Below are 20,576 nucleotides of genomic sequence, written 5' to 3' on the forward strand. Positions count from 1 at the left end.
TATGAAAACAAAAAATTTATTTATCGTATTATTTAGTCTCTCATTATTTATTACATCTTGTAGTAATGATGATGACAACAATCAACCATCAACACCTCCAATGCAAAATAACATTGTTGAGATTGCTCTAAACACACCAGAATTAACTACGCTAGTAGCTGCACTTTCAAGAGCAGATGGAGATTTAGTAAGCGTATTAAGTGGAGATGGACCATTTACAGTTTTAGCTCCAACAAATGCTGCTTTTACAGCATTCTTAACTGACAATGGATTTAGCTCTCTAGATCAAGTACCAACAGATGTATTATCTCAAGTTTTATTGAATCATGTGATCATGTCAGATGTTAAAGCAAATGATTTAATTGCTGCAGGATCAGGTTATGCTAAAGGAAGTGCTACAGGTGCAGGAAACCAAAGTATCAGTATTTTCTTTGATACTACAAATGGAGTAAGATTTAATGATGCTGCTTCTGTTTCTACAGCAGATATCGATGCATCTAATGGAACCATTCACATTATAAATAATGTATTAGGGTTACCTGATATTGTAGATCACGCTGTGGCAAATCCATCTTTTACTAGTTTGGTTACAGCATTAGGAGCTGCAGATGGGGATTTAGTTAACGTATTAAAAGGAGCTGGACCATTTACAGTATTAGCACCAGATAATGATGCCTTTGCAACCTTTTTAGATGGAACTCCTTTAGGAGATGTTAATACAGCTGTTTTATCTCAAATATTATTGAACCATGTTATTGCTGGTTCAGCTGTAACTTCCAGTTCATTAGTTGATGCTGGTTCAGGATACACAAACACAGCTGCTACAGGTGCTGGTGGAAATGCAATGAGTTTATATTTTAACACAACAAATAACGTTACATTTAATGGTATTTCTACAGTTTTCCAAGCTGATGTAGTTGGTGCAAATGGTATTATTCATGCAGTTGATACTGTAATTGGTATACCAACAGTTGTAACATTTGCTTTAGCAGATCCTAATTTTTCAACTTTAGTTTCAGCATTAACAACCTTAACACCAGGAACTGACTTTGCATCTATTTTATCAAGAACTGAAGGTAGTAATGCAGATGGTATAAATCCAGACTTTACAGTTTTCGCACCTACAAATGATGCATTTGATGCATTAGATTCTGTACCAGGCGAAACCGTATTAACACAAGTATTATTACACCATGTCATTAATGAGTCTAATATAACTTCTGGCATGTTAAATAATCCTGGAGATACTACTGCTCCAACTTTAGAAGGTGATAACATAACAATAACATTGCCTGGTTTAGGTGATAATATTGCAAATATCACTGATGGTTCTGGCGCTTCAGATATAGGCATTATTGCTGTAGATGTACAAGCCGGAAATGGTGTTATTCATGTTATAAATAAAGTAATGATTCCTAATCTATAATGGGAATTACTACCAAACAGTCTGTTTAAACTGCTTGGTAACAAATTGGTTTTAGTTGGTTGATTAGTAAGCCGGCAACTTTAATGGTTGTCGGTTTACATCTTTAAAATAAAAAGTGTTAAATGAAAACAAAAAAAATTGTCATAATTGGTTCAGGTTTCTCATCCCTTTCAGCCTCTTGTTATTTAGCAATCAAAGGGTATGATGTGACAATTTTAGAAAAAAACAAAACTGTTGGTGGTCGTGCTAGACAACTAAAAAAAGAAGGATTTGTTTTTGATATAGGACCAACATTTTATTGGATGCCAGATGTTTTTGAAAAATTTTTCAATGATTTTAATAAATCAACAAATGATTATTATTCCCTAAATAAACTAAATCCTGCGTACCAAATTTACTTTGGTATTAAAGATTCCATATGTATTTCTGATAATTTTGAAGATATAAAACAAACATTTGAGAATATTGAAAAAGGTAGTGGTAAAAAGCTTCAAAAATTTATAACTAAAGCGCACAGAAATTACAACATTGCCATAAAAGACCTAGTTTACAAACCAGGTGAACATTTATTTGAAATTATTAATCGCAAAACATTTTTAAAACTTTACGAATTTGTTCTTACCATTAAAGATCAGGTTTCTGGTTATGTAAAGAATAAAAAACTCCAAAAAATATTAGAGTTTCCAGTTTTGTTTTTAGGCGCTAAACCTAGCAACACACCTTCCTTCTATAATTTTATGAATTATGCCGATTTTAAATTGGGCACATGGCATCCAAAAGGTGGTATGTACGAAGTGGTAAAAGCCATGACTACTCTTACTAAAAGTTTAGGTGTAAAAATAATAACTAATAGCGAAGTTGAAAACATAGAAATAATAAATGAAACGGCAACTGGAGTAACAACCAACTCAGGTTATTATCCTTGTGATATTTTATTAAGTGGTGCCGATTATAATCATACTGAAACCTTATTACCAAAGGCATTAAGGCAGTATTCTGAAAACTATTGGGACAAAAAGGTATTTGCTCCTTCTGCCTTGTTATTTTATGTAGGATTTGATAAAAAATTACAGCACGTATCTCATCATACTTTGTTTTTTGATACAGATTTTGAAACACATGCCAAAACCATTTATGACACTAAAGAATGGGCAGAAAAACCTCTGTTTTACGCTAGCTTTCCTAGTATTACTGATTCTTCCACTGCTCCAGAAGGTAAAGAAGCTGGTATTTTTTTAATACCTATTGCTCCAGATGTAGAAGACACACCAGAAATTAGAGAACATTATTTTAAGCAACTTATAGAAAGATTAGAAAAAATTACTGGAGAGTCTGTAAAAAATAACATTCTATTTAAAGAATCTTATTGTGTCAATAATTTTAAAGAAGACTACCATTCCTACAAAGGAAATGCATATGGCTTAGCCAACACACTTACACAAACACATGTGTTAAGACCCAAACTTAAAAGTAAAAAAATAAACAACTTATACTTCTGTGGACAACTTACCGTTCCAGGACCTGGAGTGCCTCCTTCTTTAATATCTGGAAAAATTGTTAGCGATTTAATTTTTAAATATCATAAAAAATGAAAAAACTATTTGATACCTCAAGCCTCAAATGTAGCAAAGTTGTTACCAATACCTATAGCACTTCATTTTCTTTAGGAATTAAATTATTTGCTCCTTCCATTCGCCAACAAATTTATGCTATTTATGGATTTGTTCGTTATGCTGATGAAATTGTAGATTCTTTTGAAGGCTATAATCAAAAAGACTTATTTAAGGATTTTGTAGAAGATTATAAAAAATCTTTAGATAGAAAAATAAGCTTAAACCCTATTATTAACTCGTTCCAAGAGGTTGTGCACAATTACAATTTACATACATATGCCGAAGATTTCTTAAAAAGAATGGAAGCAGATTTGAACGTTACAGATTATACTACAATAGAAGCTTATGAAAATTATATTTATGGTTCTGCAGATGTTGTTGGATTGATGTGTTTACGCGTATTTGTAAATAATGATGAAACTAAATTTAACGCTTTAAAAGATTCAGCGAAACATTTAGGTTCAGCTTTTCAGAAAGTTAATTTTTTAAGAGATATTAAAGATGATATGGAACAATTAGGACGTTCATATTTTCCAAACCTATCAAATAATACACTAAACAGTGCTACTAAAGAGGAAATTATTTCTGATATAAATGTAGACTTAAAAGAAGCATATAAAGGTATAATTCAATTACCATTAGAAAGCAGATTTGGTGTATATATTGCCTATAGATATTATTTAAAATTGCTTAAAAAACTTAAAAAAGCAGATTCTGAAAAAATACTGAATGGACGCATAAGAATCTCGAATGGCTTGAAAGTTTTTATCCTTACTAAATCGTATTTAAGATACAAGTTGAACTTTCTTTAATTTAAAAATCAGTAACTTTCATTATGATTATTCTATTATATATTTTAATTACGCTTGGCACTTTTGCTCTTATGGAAATAGTGACATGGCTAACACACAAATATGTGATGCATGGGTTTTTATGGAATTTGCATGCAGATCATCATCAACCAAAATATCCACACGTATTTGAAAAAAACGATACTTTTTTTATCATTTTTGCCATCCCAAGTATCTTGTTTTTCTATTTTGGAGCTGTTCCAGAGTTAAACTTTTTATTTTTTATTGGTTTGGGCATTTTTTTCTATGGTCTTACCTATTTTTTAATTCACGATGTATTAATTCATCAACGTTTTAAATGGTTTAAAAACACAAAAAACAAATTTCTCTTAGGCTTACGCAAAGCACACAAAGTACACCACAAACACCTTGGCAAAGAAAAAGGCGAGTGTTTTGGAATGCTGTTTGTTCCCAAAAAATACCACAACCAATACAAATAACCTATGGATGCTTACACCTATTTATTGGTTAATTTAGCTTGTATATCAATCCCTTTCATTGCCAGTTTTTATCCAAAACATGCATTTTATAAAGATTGGAAATCGTTTTATAAGGCCAACATTTTAGTGACTTTATTATTTGTTATTTGGGATTCATTATTTACTAAAATAGGTGTTTGGGGTTTTAACGGAACGTATTTAACAGGAATTCATATTGGTAATTTACCACTTGAAGAGATTTTATTTTTTATCTGTATTCCTTATGCTTGTGTTTTTAGCTATTTTGCTTTTCAATATTTTTTTAAGACTAATGCATTACAGAAATATCAAACGATCCTTTCTTATATACTTATTACAGTACTCTTTATTACAGCCATATTCAATTACGGTAAATTATACACGTCTGTCACTTTTTTTGGAACCAGTTTTTATTTGATGTATTTAATCTATAAGAAGACAGACCTATCTTTGCATTATTTAAGTTATCTGTTTGTCTTGCCATTCTTCTTTCTAAGCAATGGTGTTTTAACAGGTAGTTTTTTAGTGGAACCTATTGTTTGGTATAATGATGCTGAGAATTTAAGAATACGGTTGTTTAATATTCCTATTGAAGATTCAATTTATGGCTTGTTGTTGATTTTTATGAATATAGAGCTGTATTGTTATTTCAAGAGAAAAGCATAAAAATTACTCTTTTGGAGTGGTCTTATTTTTTTCATTTTAATGAACATTTTTAATAACTATCGGTTCTTTATCTTTTATAATAATTAATTCAGTATGCCTAAATCTCACATATTGCTCTCTAAAATCTTTTATAAAATCTCTTTCTAATTTATTTTTAGGTAAATCTTTAGATTTAATTTTAGGGCTTAAAAAAGTTTCCATTAATGTCCTCATTTTCTTTTTACTCTTACAAGAAAAAGTATAATCAAATACTTCTTTATTAAGATCATTATAAATTAAAACTAATTTGTCATCGACATAGGTGTAATAATTAGGATACATAATATCTTGATCATTTTTCTCTAAAGGATATGAAGAATCATAAATATTATAAATTCTGAATATGTCTTTTTCTTTATTATAATTATTTAATCCTTTAATAACTACAATTATATATCCTATATGATTAAATTCTGAATCGAAAGTTTTTGTTTCTTTTATGTAGTCTGAAATTGTACTTTTTAAAATAGTATCTTTTAATTTAATTTCATGAATCTCTAATTCTTGTGAAAAAGCCATAAATGAGAATAAAAATGAGTATGTTATGATTAGTATTTTCTTCTTCATTTAATTAATATAAACATCCCTTAATATGCATAAATTTAGTGATAATATTCATGGGTTTTAACCTGTGTTTTTCAATTTTAACAATCAACCTTATTCACTATAAAACAAAAAAGGTTGTCCATTTTGACAACCTTTTCAAATAAGCTCTTATAATTCTATGAAACAGCTTTCAATTTCTTAATAGTTGTTTTGGATAATTTTTCTTCGGCATAGGCTTTGGTAACTTTTATCTCTTTTTCGTTTGTACTAGGTAACTCGAACATGGCATCGGTTAAAATTTCTTCGCATAAAGAGCGTAAACCTCGAGCTCCTAATTTATATTCAATAGCTTTTTCAACAATAAAATCTAAAGCTCCATCTGTAATACTAAAATCTATTTCGTCCATTTCAAACAATTTTTTGTATTGTTTAATAATGGCATTTTTAGGCTCTGTTAAAATAGCTCTTAAGGTTTCAGCATCTAAAGGATCCATATATGTTAATACAGGAAGACGGCCAATAATTTCTGGAATCAAACCAAAATCTTTTAAATCTTTTGGAATAATGTATTGCAGTAAATTACTTTGGTCAACTCTTTCTTCAGACATGGAAGCACTATAACCTACAGCTTGCATGTTTAAACGTTTTGAAATCACTTTCTCTATACCATCGAATGCTCCACCAGCGATAAAAAGAATGTTTTCAGTATTTACTTCAATAAATTTCTGATCTGGATGTTTACGACCTCCTTTTGGTGGTACATTAACTACAGTACCTTCCAACAACTTTAATAAGGCTTGTTGTACACCTTCACCAGAAACATCTCTTGTAATAGATGGATTATCACTTTTACGTGCAATTTTATCTATTTCATCAATAAATACGATGCCTTTTTCGGCTTTATCTAAATTGTAATCGGCTGCTTGTAACAAACGTGTTAAAATACTTTCTACATCTTCACCTACATAACCAGCTTCAGTTAAAACTGTTGCATCTACAATAGCTAAAGGCACATTAAGCATTTTTGCTATGGTTTTAGCCATTAAAGTTTTACCAGTTCCTGTTTGTCCAACCATAATGATGTTTGATTTTTGAATTTCAATATCGTCATCACTTGGTGGTTGTAAAAGCCTTTTATAGTGGTTGTAAACAGCCACAGACATGACTTTTTTAGTTGTTTCTTGACCTATAATATATTCGTCTAAAAACGTTTTTATTTGCTGTGGTTTGCGAAGCATAAGCTCTGCAGAGAGCTCGCTTTTATCGCTTTGTTTAGATTCTTCTAAAACAATACCATGAGCCTGCTCGATACATTTATCGCAAATGTGAGCATCTAATCCTGCAATTAATAAATTTGTTTCTGGCTTTTTCCTACCACAAAACGAACATTCTAAATCTTCCTTTGCCATTACTAATAAATTCTAAGTTTAAAATTCCAAATATTTTGAAATGGAATTGTTTTCTTATTATATTTTAGCTTCTTACTAAAATTTCATCAATCATTCCGTAATCTTTAGCTTTATCGGCTTTCATCCAATAATCTCGATCACTATCTGCATAGACTTTATCATAATCTTGTCCTGAGTGCTTACTAATAATTTTATAAAGCTCTTCTTTTAAGATTAAGATTTCTCTTGCTGTAATTTCTATATCACTTGCTTGACCTTGAGCTCCACCTAAAGGCTGATGAATCATAACACGAGAGTGAGTTAAACCACTACGTTTTCCTTTTTCACCTGCACATAATAAAACGGCTCCCATTGAGGCTGCCATTCCTGTACAAATTGTAGCCACATCTGGTTTAATAAACTGCATGGTATCGTAAATACCAAGTCCTGCATAAACTGATCCGCCTGGCGAATTGATATAAATTTGAATGTCTTTAGAAGAGTCTGTACTTTCTAAAAACAATAATTGTGCTTGTATAATATTAGCCACTTGGTCATTAATTCCTGTGCCTAAGAAAATGATGCGATCCATCATTAAACGCGAAAACACATCGAAAATAGCAATATTCATTTGGCGTTCTTCAATAATGTTTGGAGTCAAGTTTGTTGGATACATACTACTAATAATTTTATTGTAATATGTACTGCTAATACCTTGATCTTTTATAGCGAATTTTTCAAATTCTTTTCCGTAATCCATAAATTGTCTTGTGTATAAATTGAATTAAAAAGGCGTTAAAAATACAATTTTAACGCCTAAATATAAGGATTTATTCTTTAAAACTTTGTTAAGTTATTTATCTCCGTAAACTTCTTTTATAAAGTCTTCGTACGTAAGCTCTTTAGTTTTAAGATTTGCTTTTTCTTTGTATAGCTCTAATAATTTTTGACTGATAATTTGCTCAGAAATTCTTCTAGCCTCATCTTGATTAGATAATACTCTTGCTGCAATATCTTCCAATTCTTTATCTGAAGGATTCATTTGTCCAAATTGTGCCATTTGCATTTTAATCATTTGCTTAGCATGACCTTTAATATCATCCATTGTTACTTGAATGTTATTGTCTGTAATTAATTTACCTTCTATTAATTGGTAACGTAAGCTTTTTTCAGATTTTTCGTATTCATCTTTAGCTTCATCTTCAGTTAATTGATTTTCACCAGATGTTTGCATCCATTTTGTAAGGAATTCTCCTGGCAAGTCGAATTTAGTGTTTTCAACTAGATACTCTGTAACATCGTTTAACAACTTTTGATCTGCTTGTTGCTTAAACTGTTTTTCAGCATCTTCTTTTATTCTCTCTTTAACTTCTGAAACAGTTTTTACTGTGTCTTTGCCAAATAGTTTATCAAATAATTCTTGATCTAAATCTGCTAATTCACGTTCGTTAATTTCTGTTACAGTGAATGTTACTTCAATATCTAATCCATGAACTTCATCATGAGATAATTTTAAAGCATGCATTAATTCATGATCGTCATTATAAAGTCCTTTTGTATTTAAGGTAATAACATCACCAACTTTTGCGCCTACAAATTTCTTTTCTGTAGTTTTTCCTTTAAACTTATCTAAAGTTAAGGTAACGGTATTTTCAATTCCTTTTTCTTCGTTATTATAAGTTCCAGTAACTTCACTTTCTTTTGTTACTTCATTTTGAGAAATTAATTTCCCATATTGTTTTTGGATGTTTGTAATTTGTTCATCAATCATTTTATCTCCAGCAACAATGGTATAACTAGTAATAGCTTTTTTGCTTTTTAATTCCACATCGAATTCTGGTGACAACCCAAGTTCGAATTCAAATGATAATTTATCTGAATCCCAATCTAAATTATCTTGAGGTTTAGGTAGTGGATGTCCAAGAACATCTAACTTTTCTTCAGTTAAATATTTATTTAAAGCTTCTTGTAATAATTTATTTACTTCATCAACTAAAACGGCTTTTCCATATTGTTTTTTAACCATTCCCATAGGCACATGACCTTTTCTAAAACCTGGTATGTTAGCTGTTTTTCTATAGTCTGTTAAGATTTTTTCAACTTTAGCGCTATAATCTTCTTTAGCGATATCTACTTTTACTACAGCATTTAATGCATCGATGTTTTCTCTTGTAATATTCATTATTTTTTTGACATAAAAATTGGGTTGCAAAAATACATATTTTTTACAACCCAACAAAGTTTTTAACGTATTGTATTTCAGTCTATTTTAATCTTTATTTAAGACAGAAAACATTATGGATTCAAGTACAGACAGTAACAAGCTAAATAGCAAGGCTATCCAAAAGCCATCTACAACAAAACCATCTATAAAACTGTTAGCCATTAAAATAATACAAGCATTTATAACCAATAGAAATAAACCTAAAGTAACTACGGTTATAGGCAATGTTAAAATGACTAAAATAGGTTTAACAATAATATTTAGTAACCCTAAAACTATTGCCACAATGATAGCTGAAGTAAAACCTTCGACAGCAACTCCTGGCAGGAATTTAGCTAATATAACCACAGCTACTGCTGTTAATAAGATACGAATAATTAAGTTCATAAAATTTAGTTTAGTTTGATTAGTTTGAATTTAAAGATAGTAATCTACTTTAAATTAACCTAAAAAACTCATTACTTCATTATAAAAATCGTTTGGATTTTCGGCATGCAACCAATGACCAGCATTTGAAATTGTTACAATTTTAGAATTCGGAAAATGCGATTTTATTATTGATTCGTCTTGTAATCCTATATATTCTGATTTATCTCCACGAAGAAAAAGTGTGTCTCCTTTATATTGTGCATGTATTGGCAAAGCCTCGCCTATTTCTTCAATATTTTCTTTTAAAGCTTCTAAATTTACTCTTAACGCTAACTCTTTTTCGTCATTCCAATACAGGTTTTTTAATAAAAATTGTCTGGTTCCATAATCTGATACGTACTTAAAAAGTTGATCTTCTGCTTCTCCTCTACTTTCCATTTTTTTAAAATCTAGACTACTTAGCCCTTCTAGGATTGCATCGTGATGTGTTGGATAAAATCTAGGCGAAATATCTGCAATTAACAACTTTGAAACTAATTCTGGATATGTAGCTGCAAAAAGCATGGCAACTTTTCCTCCCATTGAGTGACCAAGTAAAATAATCTCATTTAACTTATTTGCTTCACAATAGTTTTTTAAATCTTCAACCATCACTTGATAGTTAAAATCATCACTATGGAAACTCCTTCCATGATTACGTTGGTCTAATAAATGAATCTCATAATTTTGTTCGCTAAACTTTGTTCCTAGGGTTTTCCAATTGTCACTCATCCCTAAAAAACCATGAAGGATAACAAACGGTTTTCCATCTCCCAATATGTTAGAATATAATTGCATGAATAATTACTTTAATTTTTGTAAATACATTTGAATGACATTTTCAATTCCTAAATACAAACTCTCTGAAATAAGTGCATGACCAATGGACACTTCTAATAATTCTGGGATGTGCTCTTTAAAAAATTTAATATTTTCAAGAGACAAATCGTGTCCCGCATTAACGCCAATTCCTAAAGAATTTGCCAATTCTGCACAAGCAGTATAAGGTTTGATAGCAGATTTATTACCTAAACTAAAATTATGTGCAAAAGCTTCTGTATAAAGTTCAATTCTATCTGTTCCTGTTGCTTTTGCTCCCTCAATTTGATTTAAATCTGGGTCCACAAAAATGGACGTTCTAATGCCATGATCTTTAAACTCTTTAATTACATCTACTAAAAAATGCTTGTGTTTTATAGTATCCCAACCTGCATTACTAGTTATGGCATCAAAAGCATCTGGCACTAAAGTAACTTGAGTTGGTTTTAATTCTAAAACCATATTTACAAATTTATCTATTGGGTTACCTTCAATGTTATATTCTGTATAAACCTCTGATTTTAAATCGTAAGCATCTTGATATCTAATATGTCTTTCGTCTGGTCTTGGATGAATAGTAACGCCTTCAGCTCCATATCTTTGTACATCTTTAGCAAACTGAACTACATTTGGTATATTTCCACCACGAGAATTTCTTAAAGTAGCTATCTTATTTATATTAACACTTAATTTTGTCATGTCCATTAATTTATTCAGACAAAAATACAAAGTCATTCAAGGTTATTATAGTAATTTTTTGATTAATTTGCAGGAACATTAATTGACCTATGAATCTTTCAGAGTTTATAATAAACGACATAAAACCATTACTAATTGAAGATAAAATTGGTGACATCCAATTATTATTTAACCAATTAACATATTCGCATATACCAATTAAAAACAAAGATGGTGTTTATTTAGGTTGTATGTCTGAAACAGATGCACATTGCTATAATAGCAGCAAGAACATATCTGAATACAAACATGCTATTGAAGGATTTTTTGTTAGACACAATACGGTTTGGTTGGATGTTTTAGAAGCGTTTGCACAAAACTCTACTAATATTATGCCTGTTTTAAATGAAAAAAACACCTATTTAGGATACTATGAATTAAATGATATTATTGGTTTGTTTAATGAAACTCCTTTTTTCGCAGAAGCTGGTAGCATTTTAATTATAGAAAAAGGATTTAATGATTATTCCTTTAGTGAATTAAGCCAGATTGTTGAATCTAATGATGGAAAAATTTTAGGAGCCTTTATTTCTAAAACAGAAAACGATGTCGCACAAATAACTCTTAAAATAGGGAATACTGGATTAAACGACATTATGCATACATTCAGACGCTATAGTTATAATATTATATCTGGACATGAAGAAGATAGTTATCTTGAAAGTTTAAAAGAACGATCGGATTATTTAAACAAATATTTAAACATGTAGATAACTATGAAAATTGCAATTTTTGGACAATTCTATCATAAAAATGCCGAAGAAGCAGTAGAAATACTTCTAGATTATCTTTTTGATAAGAATATTGATGTATACATTGAAGATAACTTTTTTGACATTATTAATCATCAACTAACCAACCATAAAAATTACGACAAGTTTAAAACATTTCAAACTTTAGATAAAAATTTTGATTTATTAATTAGCATAGGTGGAGATGGTACTATGTTAAGAACTACAACAATTGTAAGAGATTTAGACATCCCAATAGTTGGTATAAATACAGGACGTTTAGGTTTTTTGGCAACTATTCAAAATGAAGATATAATTGAAGCAATAAATGATATCCTATCGGGAAACTACAAAATATCTGAACGCAGTTTGCTTTCAATTAACACCTATCCAAAGCACAAAGAATTTGAAGACTTAAATTTTGCATTGAATGAAATAGCAGTAAGTAGAAAAAACACGACTTCTATGATAACTGTTGAGACAAGATTAAATGGCGAATATTTAACTTCTTATTGGAGTGATGGTTTAATAGTTTCTACACCAACAGGCTCTACAGGATACTCTTTAAGTTGTGGAGGCCCAGTAATAACACCAGATACAAATAGTTTTGTACTTACTCCTATTGCTCCACATAATTTAAGCGCAAGACCTTTAATAATTACTGATTCTACTGAAATTCAGCTTAAAGTAAGTGGTCGAGAAGATAATTTTTTAATTTCGCTAGACTCAAGAATTGCCACTTTAAGCAATAATACTATTGTAACTATAAAAAAAGCACCTTTTAAAATTAAAATGATAGAACTTTTAAGAGAAAGCTTTTTAGATACACTTCGCAAAAAGCTTCTTTGGGGAGAAGACCGAAGAAATTAAACAATAATTTTCTAGAAATGTTGTTTTATTCTAATACAATTTGATTCAAATTGTTATAGGCTAATCTTATTTATTATATTTGCAAACTTTTGAACATTTATGAGGTATTTAACCACTATTTTATTTTTCATAATAACTATTCAATTCAGTCAATCGCAAACACATGAAATTGGTGTGTTTCTTGGTGGCAGTAATTTTATTGGTGATGTTGGAGCTACAACTTATATAGCCCCTAACCAGCTTGCCATTGGTGGTATTTATAAATGGAATAGAAGTCCTAGACATTCTTTTCGTTTTTCATTAATATATTCTGAGTTGGTAGGAGACGATTTAGATTCAGACGATCCCAGAAGAGAAGAAAGAGGTTATAAGTTCAACAATCATATAGTTGAAGCATCACTTGGTTTAGAATTTACATTTTTTGATTTCGACCTTCATGATGGAAGAACCAAAGCTACACCATATTTATATTCTGGAATTTCAGCAGCATATCATGACAATTTTTTCTTTTCTAATCAAGGAGTTTATACTTCAGAAGACACAACTAGTATAGCTTATGGCATTCCAATGGTACTAGGATTTAAAGCAAAATTTATGGAAAACTTTGTTTTAGCTGTTGAAATAGGTGCTAGATATACTTTTAGTGATGAACTTGATGGAAGCGCACCAGATTACGATAACGATGCACCATTAGCTTTTGGAAACAAAAATAATAATGATTGGTATGTTTTTACTGGTATGACATTAACTTATACTTTCGGGAAAAAACCTTGTTATTGTGTTTTTTAAATGGATTTAAAATCAAAAATAAATACAAGCCAATTACCTAAACATCTTGCGATTATCATGGATGGTAATGGTCGTTGGGCAAAACAAAAAGGCTTCATAAGAGCTATAGGTCATGAAAATGGCACAAAATCTGTTAGACAAGTCGTTGAAGGCTCTGCCGAATTAGGCATAGAAAATTTAACGCTATATGCTTTTTCTACAGAAAACTGGAACAGACCAAAACTTGAAGTACAAACACTTATGAAGCTATTAGTTACTTCATTAAAAAAAGAAATAAAAACACTTCAAGATAATAACATCAAACTGTTAGCCATAGGAAACTTAAATGAACTTCCTAAAAAAGCTCAACAAGAACTAAAAGAAGTTATTGAAAGCACAAAAAACAATAACCGAATGACACTTACGCTAGCATTAAGTTATGGTTCTAGAGAAGAATTAATAAATACAGTTAAAAAAATAAGCATTAAAGTTAAAAATAATATAATTTCGCCCGAAAATATTGATGAATCGGTTATTAATGAGCATCTTTACACGCGAAATTTACATGATGTAGATTTGCTTATTAGAACTAGTGGCGAACAACGTATAAGCAACTTCTTATTATGGCAAATTGCTTATGCAGAATTGTATTTTACAAGTGTGCTTTGGCCAGATTTTACAAAGCAGCATTTATATGAAGCAATCATTGAATATCAAAAAAGAGAAAGAAGGTTTGGGAAAACAAGTGAACAAATTAATTAATAAATTACTATTGAAAACATATTTACTACCAATTTTTACATTACTATTTTTTGTAAATATTCAATTTACACATGCACAGGACAATACTCAAGATGGCAAAAAATATGTTATTGGAGGAATTTCGGTGTTAGGAAACACTAGTTTTAGCGAACAAACAATTATTACTTATTCTGGTCTAAGAAAAGGAGAGGAAGTTATTATACCTGGCGACAAGATTAGTGCAGCCATTAAAAAACTTTGGAATTCTAATCTATTTAATAACATAGAAATGTATGTAAATAGAATTGAAGGAAATGAAGTTTTTCTAGAAATAAGACTTGAAGATTTACCAGAAATTAACGAAGTTAAAATTAATGGTGTAAAAAAATCTAAAAAGGAAAAGATTATTGAAGAAAACACTTTAAACAAAGGTGTTAAAGTAACCGAAAACCTATTAACAACTACTAAAAACTACCTTGAAAACAAATATAAGAAAGAAGGGTTTTATAATACTAAAGTTAATATTAATACCATTGAGGTAGAAGAAGTTGATACTTTGCAAACATCAACAAGAGCTATGAATATGGTTGTAAATATTGACAAAGGAAAAAAAGTAAAAGTTAAAGAAATTGTATTTAATGGTAATACTGTTTTACCAGATAGTAAGCTTAAAAAAGCTATGAAAAATACAAAACAAAAAAATATAACTCACGTCCTTAAACGTTCTAAATATATTGAAGCAGATTTTAAAACAGACCTTAATAGTGTTGTAGACAAGTTTAAAGAAAATGGCTTTAGAGATGCTCGAATTATATCTGATAGTTTAGTTGTTATAGACCAAAAAAATGTTGCCTTATACATAGATTTAGAAGAAGGTGAATTATACCATTTCGGTAAAATAGATTTTATTGGAAATTCTGTTTATTCAGACGATGTTTTAAGAAGAATATTAAGAATAAATCCAGGAGACACTTATAATGGTATTTTACTTGAAAAAAGAATTGCAGATACTGAAAACCCTGAAGCAGTAGATATAACTAACTTATATCAAAACAATGGGTATTTATTCTCAACCATTAACACCGTAGAAGTAAGTGCAGAGGGTAATGTTATTGATTTAGAAATAAGAATTTCAGAAGGAAAACCTGTCTATTTTAATAATGTAACTGTTGTAGGAAACGATGTAACTAATGATCATGTTATTTATAGAGAATTGCATACACGTCCAGGACAATTATATAACAAGTCGAATGTTATTAGAACTATTAGAGAGTTAAGTGCTCTTGGTTTTTTTGACCCAGCTCAATTAACAACAGATTTTCCTAATCCTAATCCAAACGAAGGTACAATTGATTTAGAATACACAGTTGTAGAAACAGGATCTAGCCAAATAGAATTGCAAGGTGGTTATGGTGGAGGTGGTTTTATAGGTACACTTGGATTATCATTTAACAATTTTTCTTTAAAAAACATTCTTAATCCAAAAGCATACAAACCCGTACCGAGAGGAGATGGTCAAAAACTAGCTTTACGATTACAAGCAAGTCAATTTTATCAAACTTATAGTTTCTCATTTACAGAACCATGGTTAGGTGGTGAAAAACCTGTACAATTTTCAACTTCTGTTTCTCATACAAAACAATTTTTATATGACTCTAGAACTGGTAAAGCTGACAGAGACAAAGCTTTTAATATAACAGGTATTTCTGTTGGTTTAGCAAAACGTTTAAATATACCTGATAACTATTTCACGTTATCTCAAGCTTTAAGTTATCAACATTATAATCTGAAAAATTATAATACTGGTTTATTTACATTTGGCGATGGTTATTCTAATAATTTAGCTTACACCATTGGATTAAGTAGAAATAGCACTTATAATGATCCTGTTTTCCCTGTTGGTGGCTCAAACTTTAGTGTTAGTGCTAAATTAACTTTACCATATTCACTATTTAATGGTGTAGACTATAAAGAATTGAAAGACGAAAGAGAAGATTTAGAATACATTGTCCAAGATCCTGACAATATTTATACACCAGCTGAAAGTAATGAAGCTTATAATGGTATTGCTGAAATTGATCAAGAACGTTTTAATTGGTTAGAGTTTTATAAAGTAAAATTTAAAGCAGAATGGTATCAAGAAATAGTTAAAAAATTAGTTTTAAAACCTAGTGCTGAATTCGGATTTTTAGGAGCTTATAATCAAGATAGAGGAGATATTCCTTTTGAACGTTTCTTCTTAGGAGGAGATGGACTAGGATCTTATAGTTTAGATGGAAGAGAATCTATTGCATTGCGTGGTTATCCAAACCAATCTATTCAACCAGTAGATGCTAATGGTAACCCAACAAACGATGGTGGAACTATTTACAATAAATTCTCATTAGAATTAAGATACCCTATTACCTTAAAACAACAAGCAAAAATATTTGTATTAGGTTTTATGGAAGGTGGTATTTCTTTTAACGATTTTAAAGACTATAGTCCTTACGATTTAAAAAGATCAGCTGGTGTAGGATTACGTGTTTTCATGCCTGCCTTTGGTTTATTAGGAATTGATTTTGGTTATGGATTCGATCCAATTCCTGGTCAATCTAGTCCAAATGGATGGGAAACACATTTTATTATTGGACAACAATTTTAATTTGGCACGATATTTTCTAATAACTATTTGATTATTTAAATACAGAATTAAAATTTTTAAAGTTAAATTTCGTTAATTTTGAAAATACTAATTCAAAAATTGACAGACATATTAAATAATCAGCTGTCTCTTTTTAGAATTTATAGACCAATAAATTATAAAATATGAAACAGATGAAAATAAAAGTTCTTTTTTTACTGGTTATAATATCTATGATTAGTATATCGATTCAAGCACAACGTGGTGTTAGAATTGGATATATTGATACAGAATACATTTTACAAAACGTTCCAGAATATCAAGAAGCTTCTGCTCAATTAGAAAGTAAAGTTCAAAAATGGAAAACTGAAATAGAAAGTCAATTAAGCGAAATTGAACAAAAACGCAAAGATCTAAGCAACGAAAAGGCACTATTAACTAAAGAATTAATTGAAGAGCGTGAAGAAGATATTACTTTCGAAGAGAAAGAAATATTAGATTATCAACAAAAACGTTTCGGTCCAAATGGCGATTTAATGATTCAAAAAAGACAATTAATTCAGCCTATTCAGGATCAAATTTTTGCAGCAGTTCAAGACATTGCTGAGAATAGAAAATATGATTTTGTATTCGATAAATCAGCAGATGTTGTTATGCTATATTCAGCTGAAAGATTTGATTTTAGCGAAGAAGTTATTAGAAGTATTTCTAGAAGTGCTAAACGTACTCAAGCAGAATCAAGATCTGAAAGAAAAGCTGCTGAAGATGAAGAGCTTCATCCAGAAATAGATAAAGAACAAGAAGCTAGAGAGGCAGCAGATGAAGAGAGAAGACAAGAAATACTAGATGAGCGTGAACAAAAACAATTAGAAGCTCAACAAAGAAGAGACAGTATAATTGCAGAAAGAGCTAGAATAAGAGAAGAAAAATTAAATGCTAGAATGAATGAAAACTCTACGAATGAGCCTGTTTTGGACGAAAATGGAGAGGTAGTCGAAGGAGAACAAAAAACAAGAGAAGAAATTTTAGAAGAACGTAGACAACAAAAATTAAAAGATAGAGAACTAAGACAACAAGAATTAGAAGAAAGAAAACAACAAATATTAGAAGAAAGACAAAGAGCTAAAGAAGAAAGAGAAAATAACGCGCAACAAAACAATAACACAGATGGCACAGAGCCTGATGAAACTGATAACAATTAAAATTTATAACACACACATTAATACTATTTAAAAATGAAACATTTTAAGACTTTTTTATTAGCAACAGCTTTATTTATTGCAGCAACAAGCTTTACACAAGCTCAAAGTAAAGTAGCACATATTAATACTCAAACATTAATACAAGCTATGCCAGAAATGAATACTGCTCAAGCTGAAATGGATAAGCTAGGAAAAACTTACGAAGCAGATATTCAAGCTATGGTTACAGAATACCAAAACAAAATGAAACAATATGAAGCTGAAGCTGCATCTAAAACTGACGAGGAAAACCAAAAACGATTAGTTGAAGTTCAGACTATGCAACAAAACATCCAACAATATCAAAATCAAGCGCAACAAGAAATGCAGAAAAAAGAAATTGATTTATTAAAACCAATTACTGAAAAAGCTAAAGCTGCAATCTTAAAAGTTGCTAGAGCTCAAGGATTTGATTATGTGCTAGACTCTACTCAAGGTGGTGGTGTTATTATGGCTGATGGTAAAAACTTACTTGACGATGTTAAAAAAGATTTAGGTATCTAAATTTTTTAAAAAAATATAACTTTTAAAAGCCACTTAAATCAAGTGGCTTTTTTTATTTTTGACTGTAATGAACAAACAACCAATAGGTATATTCGATTCTGGTGTAGGAGGCACATCCATCTGGAAGGAACTAAATCTTTTACTTCCTAAAGAAAACACCATATATCTTGCAGATAGCAAGAATGCACCTTATGGAGAAAAAACTAAGGAAGAGATTATAGCATTAAGTAAAAAAAACATCGATTTACTTATAGAAAAGAATTGCAAACTAATAATAGTTGCATGTAATACAGCTACTACCAATGCTATAAAAATATTAAGAGACAATTATAATCTGCCTATAATTGGTATTGAACCAGCAATAAAACCTGCTGCTTTACAAACAAAAACTAAAGCCATAGGAATTCTAGCTACAAAAGGCACACTTTCAAGCGAATTATTTCATAAAACTACAAATGTATTTACTAATGGAATTAAAGTAGTAGAACAAGTTGGAGAAGGCATAGTACAACTAATAGAATCTGGTAAAATAAATTCAGAAGAGATGTCTTCTCTTTTAAAAATTTATATGAAGCCTATGCTAGATACCAATATAGATTATTTGGTTTTAGGATGTACACATTATCCCTATCTAATGCCTCAGCTTCTAGAATTATTACCAAAAAACATAAAAATAATTGATTCTGGCGAAGCAGTAGCCAGACAAACGCAAGCAGTTTTAAAACAACATCTCCTTTTAAATAGCGCTACAAGCAAACCTAAAATTAAATTTTATTCTAATGGAAATCCTGAAGTTTTAGCTTCACTTATTGGAGAAAAGTATTCAGTAGAGTATTTAAACTTTTAGTACTATATTTTATTTTCGTTTAAATTTAAAATCAACTTTCCTATTTTCCCCTTTAATTGTTCCTTCTATCCAAGCAAAAATTGAATCTTTTACTGGATTAGAATAAGAAATTTTTGTAGGAAAGTCATGATCAGGGTTTTCAAAAGTATATACTTTATTGTCTGTAGGCAACATTTTAAATATTACTGGTCTGTTATCATTTTGATTATACGCTGTAACCGTAAATAATACCTCATCCTTATTTTGCTGAACTAATACATGTTCAGCAAAAACAGTATCATTTTCAACTAATGTAAAACTATGCGAAAATAAAGTGCTATCATTTAATTTAGACCAATTTTCATAAGATTGAGATTCTTCAGATATATTTGTCCAATTACCAATTAACCACTGCAAATCTTCTATTCTATCATAACTTTTAAGGGGTTTAACTGGTTGTTTTTCTTCATTTTTACAACCTACAAAAATCCCAAAAGCCAATGTTATTATTATTAATTTTTTCATATTAATCTACTTTAAACCAACTAGAATATTTTACATAATTTTCAGCAATTCTATTTATCTCACCAGATATCAATTCCTTACTTATATCTTTCACTTTTCTAGCTGGTACACCAGCATATATACTTCCTGCTTCAACTATAGTATTTTGTGTTACAACAGCTCCAGCTGCAATAATACTATTGCTTTCAACAATACAATCGTCCATAACAATACTTCCCATTCCTATTAACACATTGTTTTTAATAGTACAACCATGTACAATAGCATTATGACCAATTGAAACATTATTTCCAATAGTTGTTGGAGATTTTTGATATGTTGCATGAATAACTGCTCCATCTTGAACGTTGACTTTATTTCCCATTTTAATAAAGTGAACATCACCTCTAATAACAGCATTAAACCAAACACTACAGTCGTTTCCCATAGTTACTTCTCCAACTATAGTGGCATTTTCTGCTATAAAACAATTGTCTGGAATAATTGGTTCTTTTCCATTTACAGGCATAATTATTGGCATAACTTAAAATATTAAAATCTATAAAGAATAAAAGTAATGAAAAAATAAAAG

At 30.0% G+C, this 20,576-nt stretch carries 22 protein-coding genes; 13 read left to right on the plus strand and 9 right to left on the minus strand.

What is annotated here, in order from left to right; genetic code table 11:
- Position 1: 1 nt before the first annotated feature.
- From FVF61_RS07690 to FVF61_RS07710, 5 genes are all read left to right on the plus strand, one after another.
- Entirely contained in the window at positions 2–1,426 is a 1,425-nt protein-coding gene (locus tag FVF61_RS07690) for a fasciclin domain-containing protein (RefSeq protein WP_199757289.1), read from the plus strand.
- Positions 1,427–1,548: 122 nt separating this feature from the next.
- On the plus strand, positions 1,549–3,018 hold the full coding sequence (locus FVF61_RS07695; RefSeq protein WP_148455008.1) for a phytoene desaturase family protein: 1,470 nt from the start codon (positions 1,549–1,551) through the stop codon (positions 3,016–3,018).
- Entirely contained in the window at positions 3,015–3,851 is an 837-nt protein-coding gene (locus FVF61_RS07700; RefSeq protein ID WP_148455010.1) for a phytoene/squalene synthase family protein, read from the plus strand. Before FVF61_RS07695 ends, FVF61_RS07700 begins: the two co-directional genes overlap by 4 nt.
- 23 nt (positions 3,852–3,874) lie before the next feature.
- Positions 3,875–4,330 (plus strand): sterol desaturase family protein, encoded by a 456-nt coding sequence (locus FVF61_RS07705; RefSeq protein WP_148455012.1) that lies wholly within the window; start codon positions 3,875–3,877, stop codon positions 4,328–4,330.
- Between the two features lie 3 nt (positions 4,331–4,333).
- Entirely contained in the window at positions 4,334–5,014 is a 681-nt protein-coding gene (locus FVF61_RS07710; RefSeq protein ID WP_148455014.1) for a lycopene cyclase domain-containing protein, read from the plus strand.
- Positions 5,015–5,050: 36 nt separating this feature from the next.
- Here FVF61_RS07710 and FVF61_RS07715 read toward each other — a convergent pair whose 3' ends face one another.
- The 7 genes from FVF61_RS07715 to FVF61_RS07745 all read right to left on the minus strand — a co-directional run bounded on the left by FVF61_RS07715 (position 5,051) and on the right by FVF61_RS07745 (position 11,137).
- A complete protein-coding gene (locus FVF61_RS07715) occupies positions 5,051–5,620 on the minus strand; it encodes a hypothetical protein (RefSeq protein ID WP_148455016.1) in 570 nt (189 codons plus the stop codon).
- 155 nt (positions 5,621–5,775) lie between these two features.
- A complete protein-coding gene (clpX, locus tag FVF61_RS07720) occupies positions 5,776–7,008 on the minus strand; it encodes an ATP-dependent Clp protease ATP-binding subunit ClpX (RefSeq protein WP_148455018.1) in 1,233 nt (410 codons plus the stop codon).
- A 64-nt stretch (positions 7,009–7,072) separates the two neighbouring features.
- Positions 7,073–7,747, minus strand: a complete 675-nt coding sequence (clpP, locus tag FVF61_RS07725) for an ATP-dependent Clp endopeptidase proteolytic subunit ClpP (protein WP_148455020.1) — start codon at positions 7,745–7,747, stop codon at positions 7,073–7,075.
- 93 nt (positions 7,748–7,840) lie between these two features.
- On the minus strand, positions 7,841–9,169 hold the full coding sequence (tig, locus tag FVF61_RS07730; RefSeq protein ID WP_148455022.1) for a trigger factor: 1,329 nt from the start codon (positions 9,167–9,169) through the stop codon (positions 7,841–7,843).
- 87 nt (positions 9,170–9,256) lie between these two features.
- Positions 9,257–9,598 (minus strand): phage holin family protein, encoded by a 342-nt coding sequence (locus FVF61_RS07735; RefSeq protein ID WP_148455024.1) that lies wholly within the window; start codon positions 9,596–9,598, stop codon positions 9,257–9,259.
- 54 nt (positions 9,599–9,652) lie between these two features.
- On the minus strand, positions 9,653–10,417 hold the full coding sequence (locus tag FVF61_RS07740; protein WP_148455026.1) for an alpha/beta fold hydrolase: 765 nt from the start codon (positions 10,415–10,417) through the stop codon (positions 9,653–9,655).
- A gap of 6 nt (positions 10,418–10,423) precedes the next feature.
- Positions 10,424–11,137, minus strand: coding sequence for a pyridoxine 5'-phosphate synthase (locus FVF61_RS07745; RefSeq protein ID WP_148455028.1), 714 nt, complete (start codon positions 11,135–11,137; stop codon positions 10,424–10,426).
- A gap of 89 nt (positions 11,138–11,226) precedes the next feature.
- Here FVF61_RS07745 and FVF61_RS07750 point away from each other — a divergent pair, with 89 nt between their 5' ends.
- The 8 genes from FVF61_RS07750 (at position 11,227) to murI (ending at position 19,501) form a co-directional block, all read left to right on the plus strand.
- Positions 11,227–11,886, plus strand: coding sequence for a CBS domain-containing protein (locus FVF61_RS07750; RefSeq protein ID WP_148455030.1), 660 nt, complete (start codon positions 11,227–11,229; stop codon positions 11,884–11,886).
- A gap of 6 nt (positions 11,887–11,892) precedes the next feature.
- Positions 11,893–12,777 carry an NAD kinase gene (locus FVF61_RS07755; RefSeq protein ID WP_148455032.1) on the plus strand — a complete coding sequence of 295 codons (885 nt, stop codon included), beginning with the start codon at positions 11,893–11,895 and terminating at the stop codon, positions 12,775–12,777.
- 99 nt (positions 12,778–12,876) lie between these two features.
- Complete coding sequence (gene porG / locus FVF61_RS07760) at positions 12,877–13,566, plus strand: type IX secretion system protein PorG (protein WP_148455033.1); 690 nt, start codon at positions 12,877–12,879, stop codon at positions 13,564–13,566.
- Positions 13,567–14,307 (plus strand): isoprenyl transferase, encoded by a 741-nt coding sequence (locus FVF61_RS07765; protein ID WP_148455035.1) that lies wholly within the window; start codon positions 13,567–13,569, stop codon positions 14,305–14,307.
- A complete protein-coding gene (locus tag FVF61_RS07770; RefSeq protein WP_148455036.1) occupies positions 14,240–16,930 on the plus strand; it encodes a BamA/OMP85 family outer membrane protein in 2,691 nt (896 codons plus the stop codon). Before FVF61_RS07765 ends, FVF61_RS07770 begins: the two co-directional genes overlap by 68 nt.
- A 173-nt stretch (positions 16,931–17,103) precedes the next feature.
- Complete coding sequence (locus FVF61_RS07775; protein WP_148455038.1) at positions 17,104–18,111, plus strand: OmpH family outer membrane protein; 1,008 nt, start codon at positions 17,104–17,106, stop codon at positions 18,109–18,111.
- A gap of 33 nt (positions 18,112–18,144) precedes the next feature.
- Complete coding sequence (locus FVF61_RS07780) at positions 18,145–18,654, plus strand: OmpH family outer membrane protein (protein ID WP_148455039.1); 510 nt, start codon at positions 18,145–18,147, stop codon at positions 18,652–18,654.
- Positions 18,655–18,721: 67 nt separating this feature from the next.
- Entirely contained in the window at positions 18,722–19,501 is a 780-nt protein-coding gene (gene murI / locus FVF61_RS07785; protein ID WP_148455041.1) for a glutamate racemase, read from the plus strand.
- 9 nt (positions 19,502–19,510) lie between these two features.
- Here murI and FVF61_RS07790 read toward each other — a convergent pair whose 3' ends face one another.
- Positions 19,511–20,005 (minus strand): DUF6265 family protein, encoded by a 495-nt coding sequence (locus FVF61_RS07790; protein ID WP_148455043.1) that lies wholly within the window; start codon positions 20,003–20,005, stop codon positions 19,511–19,513.
- 1 nt (position 20,006) lies between these two features.
- The gene (locus tag FVF61_RS07795) at positions 20,007–20,525 is read right to left on the minus strand and encodes a gamma carbonic anhydrase family protein (RefSeq protein WP_148455045.1); all 519 of its coding nucleotides are present in this window, start codon (positions 20,523–20,525) and stop codon (positions 20,007–20,009) included.
- Positions 20,526–20,576: the final 51 nt, after the last annotated feature.

This window comes from Xanthomarina maritima (assembly GCF_008084905.1).
Classification (GTDB): domain Bacteria; phylum Bacteroidota; class Bacteroidia; order Flavobacteriales; family Flavobacteriaceae; genus Xanthomarina; species Xanthomarina maritima.